The 17,414-nt window shown below is 71.6% G+C and carries 13 protein-coding genes, 1 tRNA gene and 1 pseudogene; 5 read left to right on the top strand and 10 right to left on the bottom strand.

The window, feature by feature from the left end; translation table 11 throughout:
* Window positions 1–37: 37 nt before the first annotated feature.
* Window positions 38–3,136, bottom strand: coding sequence for an AfsR/SARP family transcriptional regulator (locus tag LNK82_RS19160; RefSeq protein WP_230568379.1), 3,099 nt, complete (start codon window positions 3,134–3,136; stop codon window positions 38–40).
* A gap of 104 nt (window positions 3,137–3,240) precedes the next feature.
* Here LNK82_RS19160 and LNK82_RS19165 point away from each other — a divergent pair, with 104 nt between their 5' ends.
* The 3 genes from LNK82_RS19165 (at window position 3,241) to LNK82_RS19175 (ending at window position 5,470) form a co-directional block, all read left to right on the top strand.
* Window positions 3,241–4,257, top strand: a complete 1,017-nt coding sequence (locus tag LNK82_RS19165; RefSeq protein ID WP_230568380.1) for an NADP-dependent oxidoreductase — start codon at window positions 3,241–3,243, stop codon at window positions 4,255–4,257.
* A complete protein-coding gene (locus tag LNK82_RS19170) occupies window positions 4,254–4,823 on the top strand; it encodes an NAD(P)H oxidoreductase (protein WP_230568381.1) in 570 nt (189 codons plus the stop codon). The genes LNK82_RS19165 and LNK82_RS19170 overlap by 4 nt, the downstream gene beginning before the upstream one ends.
* Window positions 4,824–5,053: 230 nt before the next feature.
* Entirely contained in the window at window positions 5,054–5,470 is a 417-nt protein-coding gene (locus LNK82_RS19175) for a DUF3995 domain-containing protein (protein ID WP_230568382.1), read from the top strand.
* 106 nt (window positions 5,471–5,576) lie between these two features.
* Here LNK82_RS19175 and LNK82_RS19180 read toward each other — a convergent pair whose 3' ends face one another.
* Complete coding sequence (locus tag LNK82_RS19180) at window positions 5,577–6,743, bottom strand: endo-1,4-beta-xylanase (RefSeq protein ID WP_230568383.1); 1,167 nt, start codon at window positions 6,741–6,743, stop codon at window positions 5,577–5,579.
* A 221-nt stretch (window positions 6,744–6,964) separates the two neighbouring features.
* Between LNK82_RS19180 and LNK82_RS19185 the strand changes: the two genes are divergently transcribed.
* Window positions 6,965–8,197: an SGNH/GDSL hydrolase family protein gene (locus LNK82_RS19185; protein ID WP_230568384.1), complete on the top strand. Its 1,233-nt coding sequence runs from the start codon at window positions 6,965–6,967 to the stop codon at window positions 8,195–8,197.
* Window positions 8,198–8,479: 282 nt separating this feature from the next.
* Window positions 8,480–9,073: a lytic polysaccharide monooxygenase auxiliary activity family 9 protein gene (locus LNK82_RS19190; RefSeq protein WP_230568550.1), complete on the top strand. Its 594-nt coding sequence runs from the start codon at window positions 8,480–8,482 to the stop codon at window positions 9,071–9,073.
* A 163-nt stretch (window positions 9,074–9,236) separates the two neighbouring features.
* Here LNK82_RS19190 and LNK82_RS19195 read toward each other — a convergent pair whose 3' ends face one another.
* The 8 genes and pseudogenes from LNK82_RS19195 to LNK82_RS48310 form a co-directional block, all read right to left on the bottom strand.
* Window positions 9,237–10,808 (bottom strand): hypothetical protein, encoded by a 1,572-nt coding sequence (locus LNK82_RS19195; RefSeq protein WP_230568385.1) that lies wholly within the window; start codon window positions 10,806–10,808, stop codon window positions 9,237–9,239.
* Between the two features lie 106 nt (window positions 10,809–10,914).
* Window positions 10,915–11,907, bottom strand: a complete 993-nt coding sequence (locus LNK82_RS19200) for a pectate lyase family protein (RefSeq protein ID WP_230568386.1) — start codon at window positions 11,905–11,907, stop codon at window positions 10,915–10,917.
* Window positions 11,904–12,899 (bottom strand): pectate lyase family protein, encoded by a 996-nt coding sequence (locus tag LNK82_RS19205; RefSeq protein ID WP_230568387.1) that lies wholly within the window; start codon window positions 12,897–12,899, stop codon window positions 11,904–11,906. The genes LNK82_RS19200 and LNK82_RS19205 overlap by 4 nt, the downstream gene beginning before the upstream one ends.
* 19 nt (window positions 12,900–12,918) lie before the next feature.
* Window positions 12,919–13,923, bottom strand: a complete 1,005-nt coding sequence (locus LNK82_RS19210; protein ID WP_230568388.1) for a pectate lyase family protein — start codon at window positions 13,921–13,923, stop codon at window positions 12,919–12,921.
* A 14-nt stretch (window positions 13,924–13,937) separates the two neighbouring features.
* The gene (locus LNK82_RS19215) at window positions 13,938–14,966 is read right to left on the bottom strand and encodes a pectate lyase family protein (RefSeq protein ID WP_230568389.1); all 1,029 of its coding nucleotides are present in this window, start codon (window positions 14,964–14,966) and stop codon (window positions 13,938–13,940) included.
* A 310-nt stretch (window positions 14,967–15,276) separates the two neighbouring features.
* Window positions 15,277–15,350 (bottom strand) — tRNA-Arg (locus tag LNK82_RS19220).
* Between the two features lie 370 nt (window positions 15,351–15,720).
* Window positions 15,721–16,590, bottom strand: coding sequence for an LLM class F420-dependent oxidoreductase (locus LNK82_RS19225; RefSeq protein WP_372470521.1), 870 nt, complete (start codon window positions 16,588–16,590; stop codon window positions 15,721–15,723).
* Window positions 16,591–16,700: 110 nt separating this feature from the next.
* Window positions 16,701–17,358 (bottom strand): annotated as a pseudogene (locus tag LNK82_RS48310) (DUF4291 family protein).
* Window positions 17,359–17,414 lie beyond the last annotated feature (56 nt).

The following is a 17,414-nucleotide window of genomic DNA, read 5'->3' on the forward strand; positions in this document are numbered from 1 at the left end:
CCGCGTGTCGAACGTTCAGGTCCCGCGTGTCGAACGTTCAGGTCCCGCGTGTCGAACGCTCGGGTACCCCGAGTTCACCGTTCGCGCCCGCTGACGCCCGCGCCTGATCCGGGGCGAGGGCCGAGCCGCGGGCGAAGTGCTCGGCGAACGCCTCCGGCCCCAGCGCTCCGGCGGCACGCGCGGTGATGCGGTCGACGTCGCCCCGTTCGGCGGGCGGCAGGGGAGCGCCGCGCAACCGCCTGGCCGCGTCCGCCGCGCCGAGCAGGGCCGCGGCGTCCGCCGGGTCGACCGCACCGGCCAGACCTTCCAGCGCCAACGCCAGCGCACGGGGGTCACCGGTGTCCGCGGCCACCGCGTAGCTCTCCCGGTGCCGTGCGGCGGCGGTGGCGAAGTCGCCGCGCAGTTCGGCGACGAAGCCGAGTTCGGCGAGCACCAGCGCGTTCGCGCTCGTCAGCCCGACCTCGTCGTGCCAGTCCAGCACGGTGTGCAGCAGCTCCTCGGCGGTGTCGAGATCACCTTCACGGCGTGCGCCGAGCGCCAGGCCCAGCCGCGCGTTGACCTCACCGGCCCGGAAACCGTGCTGCGCCGCCAAGTGCATGGCGCGCTCGTGGTGCTCCCGAGCCCGCACGTGGTCACCGGCGAGCAGCGCGATGCGGCCGAGGCCCGAGGTCAGGTCGGACACCTCCGGCCACAGCCCGAGCCGGTCGGCGAGCCGCAGGCCCGTGCGCAACCGGTCGGCCGCCTCCTCGTGGTCGCCGAACGCCTCGGCCACGAACGCGAGCACCCGCGTGCCGCGCAGTTGGCCCCACGTGTCGCCGAGGTCGCGGAAGAGGACGACGCTGCGCTCGCCCACCCGTGCCGCCGCCGACAGGTCGCCGCGCACGAAGTGCTGGAGCGCCCGGTCGCCGAGCGCCGCCGCGGTGCCCCAGCGGTCGCCGGTCGCGGCGAAGCCCGCCAACGCCCGGTCGGTCAGGCCTTCCGCCGAGGTGATGTCGCCGATCTCGCACAGCGCGTGGCCGAGGAACCAGGACGCGTGGGGTTCAGGACACGACCGCAGCGCGGCCTCGATCCGCTCGACCCGGTCCGCGCCGTCACCGGTCAGGATGCGGATCGCGGTGTGCCAGGCCGTGGTGGCGCCGGTCCGGCCCAGCGCGTGCGCGGCGTCGAACGCCCGGCGCGCCTCACCCAGCCTGCCGCGCAGCACCCAGTACCACGCCAGCGCGTCCACCAGCCGCAACGCGGGCGAGACCAACCCGCGGCGCACGGCGTGGTCCAGCGCGCCGCGCAGGTTGGCCGACTCCGCGTCCAGCCGCCGCAACCACTCGTGCTGGTCCGGTCCGCGCAACCGGGCCTGCTCGGCCAGGCCGGTGCAGTACTCGACGTGCCGTGCCCGGACCTCGTCCAGCTCGCCCGCCTCGTCCAGCCGCTCCACGCAGTACGCGGCCAGGGATTCGAGCAGCCGGTACCGGGTGCCACCGGGGCCTTCCACCACGACCACCAGCGACCGGTCGACCAGACCGGCCAGCACGTCGAGCACGTCGTCACCGCCGCACACCGCCTCGGCCGCCTCGAACGCGCAGCCCTCGTGGTGCACGGCCAACCTCCGCAGCACGACCCGCGACGCGTCGTCCAGCAGCTCCCAGCTCCAGTCGATCATCGCGCGCAGGGTCCGCTGCCGGGGCGGCGCGTCGCGGTACCCGCCCGCCAGCACGCGGAACCGGTCGTCCAGCCGGGACAGCACGCCGGTCACGCCCAACGCGCGCACCTTGGTCGCGGCCAGCTCCAACGCCAACGGGATGCCGTCCAACCGCCGGCAGATCGCGGCCACCGCGGCGAGGTCCGAAGCGGACCCGCCCGCCGCGCCGGCCCGGGCGACGAACAGCTCGACCGCGGCGGACTCGGCCAGCGGCGCGACGGCGTGCCGCACCTCGCCCGCCACGGCCAGCGGCTCCTGGCTGGTCGCCAGCACGCGCACGTGCGGCGCGCTGCGCAGCACCGCCGCGGTCAGCTCCGCCACCTCGGCGATCATCTGCTCGCAGTTGTCCAGCACGAGCAGCAGCCGCTTGTCCCGCAACGCCGTCGTCAGCCGGTCGGCCGCGTCGACGTGCTCACCGCCCCAGGCGCCGTCGTCGCGGATGCCCAGCGCCGCGGTGACCACGTCGGGCAGCGAGCACGGCGCCGACACCTCGACCACCCACACGCCGTCCGGGAACCCGTCCACCACCTGCCGGGCGGTCTCCACCGCGAGCCTCGTCTTGCCGACACCACCCGGTCCGGTCAACGTCACCAGGCGGTGCCCGGCCAGCAGCCGACGCGCCTCGGCCACGTCCCGCTCCCGGCCGACCAGCGCGGTGAGCGGGTTCGGCAGGTTGGTGCCCGGCCGGACCGGCGGCGCGAGGCGCGGGTCCTGGGCCAGCATGGCGCGGTGCAGGGCGGCCAGCTCGGGGCTCGGGTCGACGCCGAGCTCGTCGGCCAGCCGACGGCGCAGGTCGTCGTAGCCCGCCAGCGCCTCGTGCTGCCGTCCCGCCCGGTAGAGCGCGCGCAGGTGGATCGCGCGCAGGCGTTCCCGCAACGGGTGCCGCGCGACCACGTCCGCGAGCTCGGACACCACGGCCGCGTGCTCGCCGAGGTCGAGCCGCGCCAGGGCCAGGTCCTCCAGCGCCACCAGCCGCTGCTCCTCGAGCCGGGTGATCGCCGATCGGGCGAAGTCGAGGTCCGCGAAGTCCGCGAACGCCGGGCCGCGCCACAGGTTCAGCGCGTCGGTGAGCAACGCGGCCCGCGCCGCCGGGTCGCCCGCCGCCCGCGCCCGCGCGATCAGCTCCGCGAACACGTCGGCGTCCACCGAGTCGGCGTGGACCAGGTAGCCGGGTGATCGTGATTCGACCAGGTCACGGCCGCCCGGCTCGGCCTCCTCCAACGCCCGGCGCAGCTGCGACACCTTCGCGTGCAGCGCCCGCAGCGGGTTGCCGGGGCCGTCCTCGCCCCACAGGTCGGCGACCAGCCGGTCCGCCGACACGGGACGGCCGCGGTCGGCAAGCAGGTCGGCGAGCAGCAGCCGCACCTTGCGCTCGGGCACCTTGACGGGCGTGCCGTCCGCGGTCCGGACGTCCAGCGGACCGAGCACCCCGAAACGCATGGCCGCAACCGTAGTCGAGGCGGTCCGAACAGGACCCGAGCAGAACCCGAACAAGGCGTCGGCAAGGTGGTCCCACAGACGAAATCGCTGCTCGGAGGCACATCATGACGATCATCACCACCACCCGGGAGATCCGGCTCGCGTCACGCCCGGTCGGCGAGCCCGTACCCGGCAACTTCACGCTCGCGACCGTCGGACTGCCCCCGTTGGCCGACGGTCAGGTGCTCGTGCGCAACACGTGGATGTCGGTCGACCCGTACATGCGCGGCCGGATGGACGACGGCGAGTCGTACATCCCGCCGTTCCGGCTCGGCGCGGCGCTGGAGGGCGGCGCGGTCGGCGAGGTCGTCGCGTCGAGGTCGGACGCCGTGCCGGTCGGCGCGACCGTGGCCCACTTCCTCGGGTGGCGCGAGCACGCGGTCGTTGACGCGTCGGCCGTGACCGTCGTGGACACCGCGATCGCGCCCGCGTCCGCCTACCTGGGCGTGCTCGGCACGCCTGGGCTCACCGCGTACGTGAGCCTGACCGAGATCGCGCCCGTGCGGCCCGGTGACGTGGTCTTCGTGTCCGCCGCCGCGGGTGCGGTCGGCAGCGTGGCCGGGCAGATCGCCCGGCGGCTCGGCGCGTCCCGGGTCATCGGCTCGGCGGGCGGGCCGGTGAAGACCGAGAAGCTGATCAAGAAGTTCGGGTTCGACGCCGCACTGGACTACAAGGCCGGTCCCGTCGCCGAACAGTTGGCGTCCGCGGCGCCCGACGGTATCGACGTCTACGTCGACCACGTCGGCGGTGACCACTTGGAGGCGGCCATCGGGGCGATGCGCGACGGCGGCCGGATCGCGCTGGTCGGCGCGATCAGCCAGTACAACGCGACCGGGCCCGTGCCGGGGCCGAACCTGTACCCGGCCGCGACCAAGCAGCTCAGCCTGCGCGGCATGGTGGTCAGCTCCTACCTGCACCGGTTCCCCGAGTACGTCGAGCGTGCCGCCGGGTGGCTGGCGGACGGCGGTCTGCGCACCGAGGAGACCGTGTCCGATGGGCTGGAGAGCGCGCCGGAGGCGTTCTTCGGCGTGCTGCGCGGCGCCAACACCGGCAAGATGCTCGTCCGCCTGGACGCGCGGTGAAGGCGCTCGTGGTGGTGGCCCACCCGCGCGCCGACTCGCTCACGTCACAGGTGGCGTCCAGGCTGGTGGACCACCTGACCGCGCAAGACGTCGAGGTTGACCTGCTCGACCTGCACGGCGAGGGGTTCGACCCCCGCATGACGGTCGAGGACGAACCCGACTGGGCCGACCGCGACAAGGTGTACTCGGCGCCGGTGCGGGAGCACATGGCCCGGATCGAGGCGGCGGACCTGCTGCTGGTGGTGTTCCCGGTCTGGTGGTTCGCCCCGCCCGCGATCCTCAAGGGCTGGATCGACCGGGTGTGGAACCACGGCTTCGCCTACGGCCGCGGCCGATCCCGCCTGACCGGCAAGCGGATGCGGTGGATCGGGCTGGCGGGTGAGACGCGGGAGACGTTCGTCGAACGCGGCATGGACGACATGCTCGACCGGCAGCTGCGGGTGGGTGTGTCCCACTACTGCGGGATCACCGATGCCACGTTGACCCTGCTGCACGGCACGCTCGCCGGGGACGACCACGTCCGGGGGTTGCTCCGGGACGTCACCAGCGTCGCCGCGGGAAGTTGAGGGTCGGCGCGGCGGTCGCCTCTCGGCGAGTGGCTCGACGCGGCTCCAGCCGAACGGTATTCCGCGAAGGCGCTGGGTGAGGCCCGGGGACACGACCGCACCGACCGAGTGTTCCAACGGCCGGTGGGCGCTCGGTGTTCCCGCCTCGCCGTGGCGTGCGTCACGGTTCCTCAGCTTCCGTACGCTACCGTACGGCGCGTTGACCATACGCAAGCGTACGGGGGTGTCGTATGACGGTGTTGGCCCTGCTCACGGCGGGTGTGCTGGTGCTCGTGGGCGCGTTGCACGTGCTGTGGACCTTCTCGCCGTGGCCGCTGCGGACGCGGGAGGAGTTCGCCCGGCGGGTGGTGGACGTGCCGCCGGAGAAGCTGCCCTCGGCGGGTCTCACGCTCGCGGTGGCCGTGCTCCTCGGCGTGGCCGCGTACCTGGTGGCCGGCCGTGCGGGCTTGGTGGGCGTACCCGGGCCGGCGTGGCTGACGGTGGCGGGCACGGCGGGCGTGGCGGCGGTGTTCCTGCTGCGCGGGGCGGGCGGCCTCGCCGTCTCGTCCCGGAAGTCGACCGAGTTCGCCCGGCTCGACCTGCGCTTCTACTCGCCGCTGTGCCTGGCGCTGGCCACCTCCTGCGCGGTGATCGCGTTCGGCGCCTGACCCGTGCCGCACCGACCCGCGAATGGTGATCGGCCCCCGCCCGAACTCGAAGTCCGGACGGGGGCCGACGGCTTGCGAACGACGCTGTCGGAACGCGCGTCGCGTCTTACTTGGCGCAGGCCGGCAGGTGCGGGTGGCGCTCGCCGCGCTCGACCGACTCCTTGGCCAGCGTGCACTGCATGACGTCGTAGGCGGGCTTGCGGGTGAAGTCGTCCCACATCACCGTGGCCGCGCCCTCGCCGGCGAAGAACACCGGCACCCAGGAGTACTTGTCGGTGAAGCCCCAGATCGTGAAGGAGTCACAGCCTTCGACGTTGAGGCAGGCGACCAACGTGCGGTTGTAGTAGTCGGCCTGCTTGGCCAGCATCTCCGCGGTCGGCACGCCGTTCGCCGGCAGGTCCATCCGCACGTCCAGCTCGGTGATGGCGGTGCCGAGACCGAGGGCGGCGAACCGCTTCAGGTTCGCCTCCAGGTCACCGGGGAAGCCGTACCGGGTGCTGAGGTGCGACTGGGCGGAGAAGCCGTGCACCGGCACGCCCTGCGCCTTCAAGTCCTTGATCAACGCGAGGTAGGCGTTGCTCTTGGCGTTGACGCTCTCCACGCCGTAGTCGTTGAAGTACAGGTCGGCCTTGGGGTCGGCCTCGTGCGCCCAGCGGAACGCGTCCGCGATGATGCCGGGGCCGAGCTCGCGGATCCAGATGTTCTCGGTGGTGCGCAGCGCGCCGGTCTCGGTGAAGATCTCGTTGGCCACGTCCCACTGCTGGATCTTGCCCTTGTAGCGGCCGACGACGGTGGTGATGTGCTCGCGCAGGATCTCGCGGAGCTCCTCGGCGGAGAAGTCGCCCTGCTCGAGCCACGTCGGGTTCTGGCTGTGCCACAGGAGCGTGTGCCCGCGGACCACCTGGCGGTTGCGCTGCGCGAACTTCACGATGGCGTCGGCCATCCCGAAGTTGTAGCGGTCGCGCTCCGGGTGGATGTACTCCCACTTCATCTGGTTCTCGGCGGACACCGAGCTGAACTCCTTGGCCAGCACGGAGCGGTACTCGAGGTCCTTGGTGAACGGGTCGGGGTAGGGCTGGTCCTCGTGGTGCCCGCCACCGGCAGCGGCGGTGCCGATGTAGAACCCCTTGGGCGCCACCCAGCGGAGGCTGTCCTTCTTCGCGTGGCCCGCGGCCAGGTCACCCGTGTCGGGGGAGGCCGCGGCCACGAGGGCCAGCGGAGACGTCGACGCCATCGCGGCGAGCGCGGCGGTGACGAGGCGGATCGGCTTCATGGCGGTCTTCGCTTTCTCGGACGACTACAGCGGCGGCGTTCGAAAGTTTCGTCATTGTTCCGGCAATTTTCGAGATGCCGGACCCTAAGACGGCCGCCGGGCGATCGTCAAGCCTTCGTCAAGTACTCACGACTGACCGTCGGTGCTGGTCGGAGAGTTTTGTCGGGGTCGAGGACTACCGTGGTCGCCGAACGGGCGAGTGAGCGACCGGGGGCGTGCACATGAGGAAACTGGCGGTAGCGCTGGTCGCCGTGCTGGGACTGGCACTGGTACCGGGCGGGGCGGCGGGTTCGGCCGGGGCTTCGGGCCACGGGTGGAACGCGACGTGGGCCGCCTCGCCGCACGCGCCGACCGACGCGTTCGGGCCGGGTTGGGGAACGGTCGGTTTCGACGACCACACCGTCCGCCAGGTCGTGCGGGTCAGCGACGGCGGCGCCGCGGTGCGGATCAGGCTCTCCAACGCCTACGGCACGTCCCCGCTGGTCGTGACCGGCGCGACGATCGCGCGGACGGCGCAGGGCGCGGCGGTGCGACCGGAGACGGTGCGGCACCTGACGTTCGGCGGCCGGCGCACGGTGACGGTGCCGGTCGGCGGTGAGGCGGTCGGCGACCTCGCGCCGCTGGCCGTGGCGCCGCTGAGCCGGGTGACCGTGACGCTGTACCTGGCGGGGAAGACCGGGCCCGCCACCGGGCACACGTTCGCGAGCGCGACGAGCTGGCGGGCGTCTGGCGACCACCGGGCGGACGCGGCGGCGGACGCGTTCACCGAGACGTCGTCGTCGTGGTTCTACCTCAACGCGGTCGAGGTCGTCGACCCGACGCCGCGGCGCGAGGTCGTGGTGGCGTTCGGCGACTCCATCACGGACGGCACGGCGTCCACTGTGGACGGCGACAACCGCTACCCGGACGAGCTGGCGGAGCGGCTGGGCGGACGGCGCGGTGTGGTGAACGCGGGCATCGGCGGCAACCGCGTGCTCAACGACTCGTCGTGCTTCGGCGAGAAGGCGACGTCGCGGTTCGAGCGCGACGCGTTGGCGCAGCCGGACGTGCGCACGGTGATCGTGCTGGAGGGCATCAACGACATCGGGTTCAGCCAGTTCCCCATCGACTGCACCGCGCCCAACCCCGTGGTCACGGCGGCCGAGCTGATCAAGGGTTACCGGGAGCTGATCGGCGAGGCGCGCGCGAAGGGCGTGCGCGTGGTCGGCGGCACGCTCCTGCCCTTCAAGGGCGCCGCGTACCACACCGAGCCGGGTGAGGCGGTGCGGGATGAGGTGAACGCCTGGATCCGCACCTCCGGCGAGTTCGACGCGGTGGTCGACTTCGACCGCGCGATGGCCGACCCGGTGGACCCCGACGCGTTGCGGCCCGCCTACGACAGCGGCGACCACCTGCACCCGAACGACGCGGGCTACCGGGCGATGGCCGAGGCCGTCGACCTGTCGGCGCTGTAGCGGGGGAGACGCTCCCGAAACGCCCTCCCGGCGGCTGTCGGGAGGGCGTTTCGTCGAATTGCGGTCGAATGCGCGTCGAATGCGAACGCCTTGTGCGCCACCACTTCCCATTTCCGCGCACGCTTGGTTACAGTGCGATTTGGGAGCGCTCCCAGCCCACCCATGGTCACTACCAACATGGTTGTCCTCAACGAGGAGGAGAGAGTGGCGCTCATATCCGTCCGTGCGAACAAGAGTTCGCTGGCCAAGGTCTTCGCGACGGTCGCGGCCGTCGCCGGGCTCATGGCGAGCATGATGACCGGCGTCGCCCAGGCGCACGGGTCGACCGTCGACCCGCCGTCGCGCAACTACGGCTGCTGGCAGCGGTGGGGCAACGATTTCCAGAACCCGACGATGGCCCAGCAGGACCCCATGTGCTGGCAGGCGTGGCAGGCCGACACCACCGCCATGTGGAACTGGAACGGCCTGTACCGCGAAGGTGTCGCGGGCAACCACCAGGGCGCCATCCCCAACGGCCAGCTGTGCAGCGGCGGCCGGACCGGTGGCATGCGGTACGCGGCGCTGGACAACCCGGGTCAGTGGAAGGCCGCGACCAAGCCGCGGCAGTTCACGCTCGACATCTGGGACCAGGCCCGGCACGGCGCGGACTACCTGCGGGTGTACGTGTCGAAGCAGGGCTATGACGCGACGACGACGCCGTTGGGCTGGAACCACCTGGACCTGGTCGCAACGACCGGCCGCTACGCGCCGTCGGACCACTACCGGGTCGCGGTGAACGCGGGCAGCCGCACCGGCCGCCACGTGGTCTTCGCGATCTGGCAGGCCAGCCACTCGGACCAGTCGTACTACTTCTGCAGCGACGTCATCTTCCAGTAGGCGGGCAGGGTTGCGGGGGCCCCCCCGCCCCGGGGGGGGGGGGGGGCCCCGGGGGGGGCGGGGGGGGGGCCGCCCCCCCCGCCTTCGGCAGCGACGTCATCTTCCAGTAGGCGGGCAGGGTTCCGCGCCCACCCGGGCAGGGGTGGGCGCGGAACCGTTGCCGTCACTGGTCGATGAACAAGCCCTGGCCCAGGCCGGAGCCGGAGGAGTCGTTGCCCGGCAGCACGGTCACGTCGTCGCCGCGCGCCGGCACGCCCACCACCGTCGGCTCGCCGTCCACCACGTAGGTGTCGTCGGAAGTCGCGCGGTCGAGGAAGACGCCGAGGCCCTGGTTGTTGCCGAAGCCGAGGCTGCCCGCCCTGGTGCTCGGGTTCTGGATCGGGCCGACGAACTCACCGGCGAACGCGCCGCGGTAGCTGTCCGCGCCGGACTCGTCGATCAGGACGCCGGTGGTGCCGGGCAGCACGTTCGCCGTGCCCTGGACGAACCGCGGGATCCGGTCGCACAGGCCCTCGCCCTCGTCGTCCCGCACGCCGCCCGCCCCCTCCGTCTGGTTGGGCGCCGACGGGGTGATCGGGGCCGGCATGTAGTAGTCGTAGGTGTCCGCCCCCGCCTGGTCGTGCAGCAGGCCGAAACCGCCGACCAGCGCGAAGCCCTGGCTGTTGCGCACGGCGGAGTACGTGTCGTCCCCGCCGTCGTCCGACAGCAGGCCGACGCCGAAGATGTGGCCCGCACCGAGCGAGCCGGTCTTGCCGGTGTAGACGTCGGCCGTGCCGCCCGAGTCGCGCAGCACGCTCACGCCCAGGAAGCCCGCGCCCGCGGTCATCATCCGGCGCACGACCGGGTCGGTGGTGCAACCGGTGTCGTGGTCCGGCGCTTCCTTGACGCCGTAGGTGTCCTGGCCCGCCAGGTCGAGCAGGATGCCGACCGCGGGCACGCAGTCGAGCGCGGTCAGGCCGGGGATGGCGCGCTGGCACCCCCGCGCGGGGCCGGTGCCGCGCAGGCCCGTGACGGCGGAGCCGGCGGGGGAGAAGTTGAGGTCGACCATGTTGCCGCCGGCGTTGTTGCGGTACGTGTCGTCACCGCCGAGGTCGATGACCAGCAGGTAGTCGTGCGCGTAGGTGTCGTCGTCGCACGTGCTGCCGTCCAGCCGCAGCACGGGCCAGAGGTCCAGGTCGGAGACGCCGGGGACGGCGCACGAGGCGGCCGCCTGGCCGGACGCCAGGTCGTCCAGCACGAGTTGCAGCTCGACCGTCCGCCGCCACACCGGCTCGGCGCACGCCCGGATGCCGGCGTGCGCCAAGGCGTCCAGGGCGCCGCCGGTCTTGAGCACGAGCGGCAGCAGGCCGGTCGGGATGGCCGCGAAGCGCGTCTCGGTGACCTGCTGGCAGGTGGTCATCGCGGTGAGCAGGTTCGCGACCCGACCGGCGACCTCGGTGGAGAGGCCCGAGGAACCGATGGCCGCGGCTGCGTCCTGCGGCAGGCCGACCCCGGCGGAGAGGGCGGACACGGCGGTGGTCAGCGCGCCCACCGGGTCGGCGGGCAGCGGGGTCGTGATCGTGGTCGGTGCGCTCAACAGGCCTTGGTGGGGCTGGAGCCGGGCGCCGACCACGGGGTCGACGGCGGCGATCGCCTGCCACGCCGAACCGCTCGCGGACGCCGTGCCGTTCGCGGCGAGGACCAGCGCCACGCAGCCGGACAACGAGAGCAACGCTCGTCTTAATCGTCTCGACATCGTCGGTATTCCCTTCGGAACGCGGATCAGGGCGGCCGAACTATAGGGTCGGCCGCCCTGATCCGCACCCCGGGGAAGGGTGGTGCGTGCGGAATACCGCCGTTCGTCAGACCTTGCCCGTGCCCGCTCCCTGGGTGACGAGCGCCTTCACGTTCGCCGGGGGATCGAGGGCGTACTGGTAGTAGGTGCGCGGGTCGGTGACCGTGCCGCCGACGACCGGCTCGCCGCTGTTCACGTAGACGTTGTTCCGCTCGACGATGTTGCCCTTGGGCCCGGAGTAGCTGTTGGTCATCGGCTCTTCGACGTTGTCGAAGTAGTTGCCCTCGATCCAGCAGCCGGACTGGGCCTGGCACGCCGGGCCGGTGTCGCTGTTGTTGAGAAAGTAGTTGTTGAAGATGTGCACCGGGTTGCCGAACCGGGTGCGCGGGTTGCGCTGCGAGGTCTTGTTGAAGAAGTTGTGGTGGTAGGAGACCTTCAGGTAGCCCGTGTCCTGCGCGCCGTTGCTGTCGGAGTGCCCGAGCAGCATGTTCTTGGCGTGGTCGTGGACGTGGTTCCACGACACCGTGACGTAGCTGGACCCGCGCTTGATGTCGATCAGCCCGTCGTAGCCGCGGGAGAGGTCGTTGTGGTCGATCCAGATGTGGTGGCTGAACATCTGGACGTTGATCGAGTCGTCGGTGGCGTTGCGGAACACCAGGTTTCGGATGATCACGTTGTGCACGGCGTCCGCCGGGGGAGTGGTCGTCTCGCTCACCGGCAGGCCGATGTTGAACCCGCCGCCGGTGACGCCCGACGCCGCGCCGACGCCCACGATGGTCTTGTCCGAGCTGACGTCGTGCATGCCGGCCGGCAGCGTGATCATGCCCTGCACGCGCACCACGCGCGGCCCGGTCGCCTTGATCGCGGCGATGAGGTCGGCGGCGGTGGACACCGTGACCTCGGGGCCGCCGGCGCCGCCGGTGGTGCCGTTCTGGCCGAGGGCGTTGACGGCGGCGAAGCCGATCGGCGCGCTGTCCGCGGCGGTGGCCGTGACGGGCGTCGCCACGGCCAAGCTTCCGATCAGCGTCGCGGCGAGCGCGACAGCGGTGCTCGTCTTCACCGCGCCACCCCCTGGACGCGGCCGACACCGGCGCCGGCCGTGACGATGCGCGGCACGGAGGCGGGGTCGTCCAGGGTGTAGCTGTAGTAGGTGCGCGGTTCCACGACGGTGCCGAGCGTTTCCGGCGCGCCGGAGCCCGCGTAGACGTTGTTGCGCTCGATCACCCGTCCCGGCCCGCTCTTGTCGTAGCCGGACAGGACCGGGTGGGCGACGTTCTCGAAGTAGTTGCCCTCGACCACGACCCCGGCGTCCATGGTGGACGCGACGCCGTAGAGCGAGTTGCCCCGGTAGTAGTTGTTGTAGACGTGCACGGGCTCGCCGAAGCGCACGCGCGGGTGGCGCTGGTCCGTGCCGTCGAAGAAGTTGTGGTGGTAGGTGACGCGCAGCTTGCCCTTGTCGCTGGTGTAGGTGTCGGAGTGGCCGAGCAGCGCGGCCTTGCTGTGGTGGTGGAAGTGGTTCCACGACACGGTGACGTAGTCGGAGTTGCGCTTGATGTCCAGCAGGCCGTCGTAGCCGTCGGACAGGTCGCAGTGGTCGATCCACACGTGGTGCGCGGAGTTGGTGACGCTGATCGAGTCGTCCGAGGCGTTGGTGAACCGCAGGTTGCGGATGATCACGTTGTTGCCGGGGCGGGTGGTGGAGCCGAGTTGCAGCCCGCCGCCGGTGATCTCGGCGGTGGAGCCGACGCCGACGATGGTCTTGTTCGCGACGACGGTCAGCATCTCGTCGCCGGTCTGGATCCGGCCGGACACGGAGATGACGTACGGCTCCTTGCGGCCGACGTAGTCGGCGAGGGCAGCGGCCGTGGTCACGGTGACCGACTGGCCGCCCGCGCCGCCGGTGGTGCCGTTCTGGCCCAGCGCGTCGACCCCGGCGAACCCGTTGGCGGCGTCCAGCGGGCCGACTCCGGCCCAGGCGGCGCGTGGCACGGCGGCGGCCACGGCGGCGAGTGCCGTGCCGGCGAGCAGCCGACGACGGTTGATGGCGCTCATGGTCCTGGTCCTCCTGGGGTCAGATCCGGCCGACGCCGACACCGGCGGGGACGGTGGTGGGCAGGGTCGACGGGTTGTCGGGGGTGTAGGCGTAGTAGGTGCGCGGTTCGACGACCGTGCCGAGGGTCTGCGGCGTGCCGGAGTTGACGAAGACGTTGTCGCGCTGCACGACGCGACCCGGTCCGCTCTCGTCGTAGCCGGAGTAGATCGGGTGCGGCACGTTCTCGAAGTAGTTGGCCTCCACCAGGACGCCTGCGTTCTCGGTGGACGCGACCCCGTACAGGCGGTTGTTGCGGAAGTAGTTGTTGTAGACGTGGATCGGCTCGCCGAAGCGGACGCGCGGGTGCCGCTGCTCGGTGGCGTTGAAGTAGTTGTGGTGGAACGTGGTGCGGAGCTTGCCGGTGTCCGGTCCCGCGTTGGAGTCGGAGTGGCCGAGCAGCGCGGTCTTGCTGTGGTCGTGGAAGTTGTTCCACGACACCGTGATGAAGTCCGCGCCGCGCACGATGTCGATCAGGCCGTCGGCGCCGCCGCTGAGGTCGCAGTGGTCGATCCAGATGTGGTGCGAGGACTGCTGGATGCTGATCGCGTCGTCGTCCGCGCCGGTGAACCTGAGGTTGCGGATGATCACGTTCTGCCTGCGGTACATGTCGAGGCCGCCGCCGCGGATCTCCGCGCCGGGCAGGCCGATGACGGTCTTGTTGGACCGCAGGCCCTGCTTGCTGCTGAACGTCATGATCCCGTCGACCTGGATCACGTAGGGCTCGTTGCGGTCGCAGTAGTCCAGGAACGTCTCGGTGTCCCGCACGGTGACCACGGGCCCGCCGACGCCGCCGGTGGTGCCGTTCTGGCCGAGGGTGTTCGTACCGGCGAACCCGTCGGCGGTGTGGAACGGCGCCGCCCACGCCGGGCTCGTGGTGACCGGGCCGGTGCGGAGGGGTTCGGCGGTCGCGGCGCGTGCGGCGACGGCGGTGAGGGCCGTCGCGGCGGCGCCGGTGAGGAGGCTGCGCCTGCTGATGTCGCTCATCGTCGGTGCTCCTGTCAGATGCGACCGGTGCCCGCACCGGCGGGCACGATCGTGGGGACCTCGGCGGCGCGGTTGAGGGCGTAGGCGTAGTAGGTGCGGGGTTCGACCACGGAGCCGCGGAGCTCGATCTCGTGGTTGCACTCGACGAGGATGTTGTCGCGGGCGACCATCCGGCCCAGGTCGCCGCTGAAGTCGACCCGGCCCGGGTTGTTGACGCTGAAGAAGTAGTTGCCCTCCAGCACCACGCCCGCGTTCATCGCCGAGGCCACGCCGTAGCTGTTGTCGCGGTAGTAGTTGTTGTAGACGTGCACGGACTCGCCGAACCGGACGCGCGGGTTGCGCTGGTCGGAGCCGTCGAAGTAGTTGTGGTGGTAGGTGACCCGCAGGCGGCCGATGTCCTGCGCGCCGTTGTCGTCGTCGTGCCCGAGCAGCAGCGTCTTGTCGTGGTCGTGGAACCTGTTCCACGAGACGGTGACGAAATCGCTGCCCCTCTTGATGTCGACCGCGCCGTCGTCGCCGTTGGAGAAGTCGTTGTGGTCGATCCAGATGTGGTGGCTGAACATCTGCACGTTGATCAGGTCGTCCGTGGCGCCGGTGAGGGCGAGGTTGCGGATGATGATGTTGTGCACGGCGTCGGCCGGGGGAGAGGTGACGTCGTCGTCCACCGGCAGGCCGATGGTGAGCCCGCCGCCGACGAGCCGTGCGTCGGAGCCGAGGCCGATGATGGTCTTGTCCGAGGCGACGGCGTGCATGCCGTCCGACGTGCCGGTCGGCAGCGTGATCGTGCCCTTGACCTGCACGACCAGCGGTTCCGGCCGGGCGATGTAGGCCAGGAACTGCGCGGTGGTGGTGGCCGTGACGACGGCACCGCCCGCGCCTCCGGTCGTGCCGTTCTGTCCCAGTGCGTTCACCGAGGCGAACCCGTCCGCGGTGGTCGCGGCCAACGCCGGCGCGGCGCCGGGCACGGTGGCCGCGGTCGTGGCCAGCGCGGCGGCCACGACGACCTTCAGCAGGGCGCGCCGGTTCCCGAAAGATGTGGGCATGGCTATTTCCTCTCCCGTATGAGGGGTGAGTGCAGGGGTTATCGGGAAAGCGCTCTCTGATCGCACCGTAGCGCATGTTTCCGGCGTGTCAACGGCCCGTGGCGACCCCGGTTCGAGGTTCACATATGTGGCCGCCCTATTCGACGGACGAGTTCACATATGTGTCACCGGAGACCCATTCCGGGTAACCGGGAATGCTCCACGCGGCTATTCTCGCCCGCCGCGCGCGAAGGCGGTGCTGGTCTGGAACCGCCGACCGCGCCCCGCCGGGCTCGTCCCGGCGAGACGCGGTGGCACGGGGTTCCAGCGGTGCCCCCACCAGGAGTCGAACCTGGGACCTCGCCGTTCGTAGCGGCGCGCTCTGTCCTGCTGAGCTATGGGGGCCTGGTCGTGCGGTAGTTCTCCGGGGTTGCCGAAAAATGACTTCCCCGATGTTTCCGATGCCCTTTCCGTGGTGCGCGAAAAGAGAAAGCCGCCCTGGTCGGTTCCCCGACGGGCGGCTCCCTGGGCCGGACCTTTCAACAGGTCACGGCGGGGAGCACGGGCTGCCCGGACGGCGTCGACGCGTGTTCGTCATGTCCGCTCCTCGGCTCGGTGTGCGCCCATCGTGCCGACCGGCACGGGTGTCGTCAAACTATATTTCCCGGGCATTCTTCGAATCCCGTGGCGGCCTGGTGCCCGTAAATCCACGGCCGACACCCGACCGGGCGCCGGGGGAAGCACCAGCCGCCCCCGACGCCCAGGCCGTGGCCCGTCAGCCGAGCTCGGCCAGACGACCGGTGATCGGGGCGAGCACCCGCTCGATCCAGGCGGCCTGGTCGCCGTCCGGCGATCGCAGGATGACGGTCTCGACGCCGAGGTCGGCGTAGCCCTCCAGGGCCTCGGCGCACCCGTCCGCGTCGTCGGGCAGGTCCCCGAGGTGCACCACGGTCTTGCGGATCGCGTCGTAGTCACGGCCCAGGTCGTCGCAGTGCCGGCGCAGCACGTCGAGCTTGTGCGGCACCTCGGCGGGGGACGTGAGCAGGAGGTTGCAGGCGTCGGCGTAGCGGGCGACCAGCCGCAGGGTCTTCTGCTCGCCGTTGCCGCCGATCATGATCTCGGGGTGCGGCGCGCTCACCGGCGCGGGCTCGCACAGGGTCTCGGCCAGCCGGTAGTGCTCGCCCTCGAACGGGCCGTTGTCCGCCGGGTCCCACATCCGCAGGCAGATCCGCAGTGCCTCCTCCAGCCGTTCGAAGCGCTCGCCCAACGGCGGGAACGGCACGCCCAGCCCGCGGTGCTCGCGCTCGTACCAGGCGGCGCCGATGCCCAGCGTCGCGCGACCGCCCGACAGCACGTCCAGCGTGGTGACGTTCTTGGCCAGCAGGCCCGGGTGGCGGTAGGTGACGCCGGTGACGAGCGCGCCGAGCCGGATGGTGGAGGTGTGCGCGGCGAGGAACCCGAGCGTGGTGTAGCTCTCCAGCATCGGGTCCTCGGCGCCGCCGTTGTGCTCCATCTGGAAGAAGTGGTCCATGACCGACAGCCACCCGACCCCGGCCGCCTCGGCCGCCGCGCCGGCGGCGGCCAGCTCGGGACCGAGCCGCGCCGCACCCTGGTTGAACCGGTTGATGTGCACACCCAGTCGCACGTCGTGCTCCGTTCTCCACCTGCTCCGCCATCGACGGCCGCGACGCTAGTGGCTGGAGCGCGCTCCAGGTCAACAGTCGTCCCGGGGTGCAGCACGCGTGGGTGCTCGGGTCAGGTGTCGGCTTGGATCCGCCGGGCGATGGGGGAGGGGAGCGGGTAGGGGCGTTCCGGTGGCAGCAGTCGCTGCGCGTCGGCGTGCCGACCGGTCCGGACCAGTGCCGCGATCTTGTGCACGGTCGGGGTGAGGTCGGTCAGGCCGACCACCCAGTCCTCGGCGTAGGTCCTGATCAGCGCGCGGCCGATGCCGACCTGGATGCTGTACTGGTTGAGCGCCGCGCAACGTCCGCTCCGGGTCCCACTGCACGTGGACGTCGGCCTGCTCGAACACCGCGCTCCACGCCGCCGCGCTGCCGTGGATGGACGGTTCGGGCGCGGTGAGCACGGCTCGCGACAGCGCCTGCTCCCAGCCGGCGCGGGTGACGCCGACCGCCAGGATGCGTTCCTACCCCGGCTTGCGGGCCCAGTCGCCGCGGTGCGCCAACCACCGCCGCGACGGCTTGATCCACGTCATGCGGGTGAACGAGAACGGCGCCACGAACCGGCCCGCGGCCGGCGCCGGGTCCGCGATCGCGGCCGGATAGGCCTGGTACACCCGAATCGTGTCGCGGTCGAAGCCGGCGCGAACCTGGCGCAGCACCGCCACTGCCTCCACCCCCCGTCCGGCGCGGTCCGGCCGGCGACACCCTGGCACGCCGGACACCCGGTGCACGAGCCGATCAGGTGGCGAGGCCCGACGTTGTTCGGAGAACGTTGTTCAGCCCATCG

Origin of the sequence: Saccharothrix luteola, from assembly GCF_020859565.1 — a bacterium.
Lineage (GTDB): Bacteria > Actinomycetota > Actinomycetes > Mycobacteriales > Pseudonocardiaceae > Actinosynnema > Actinosynnema luteola.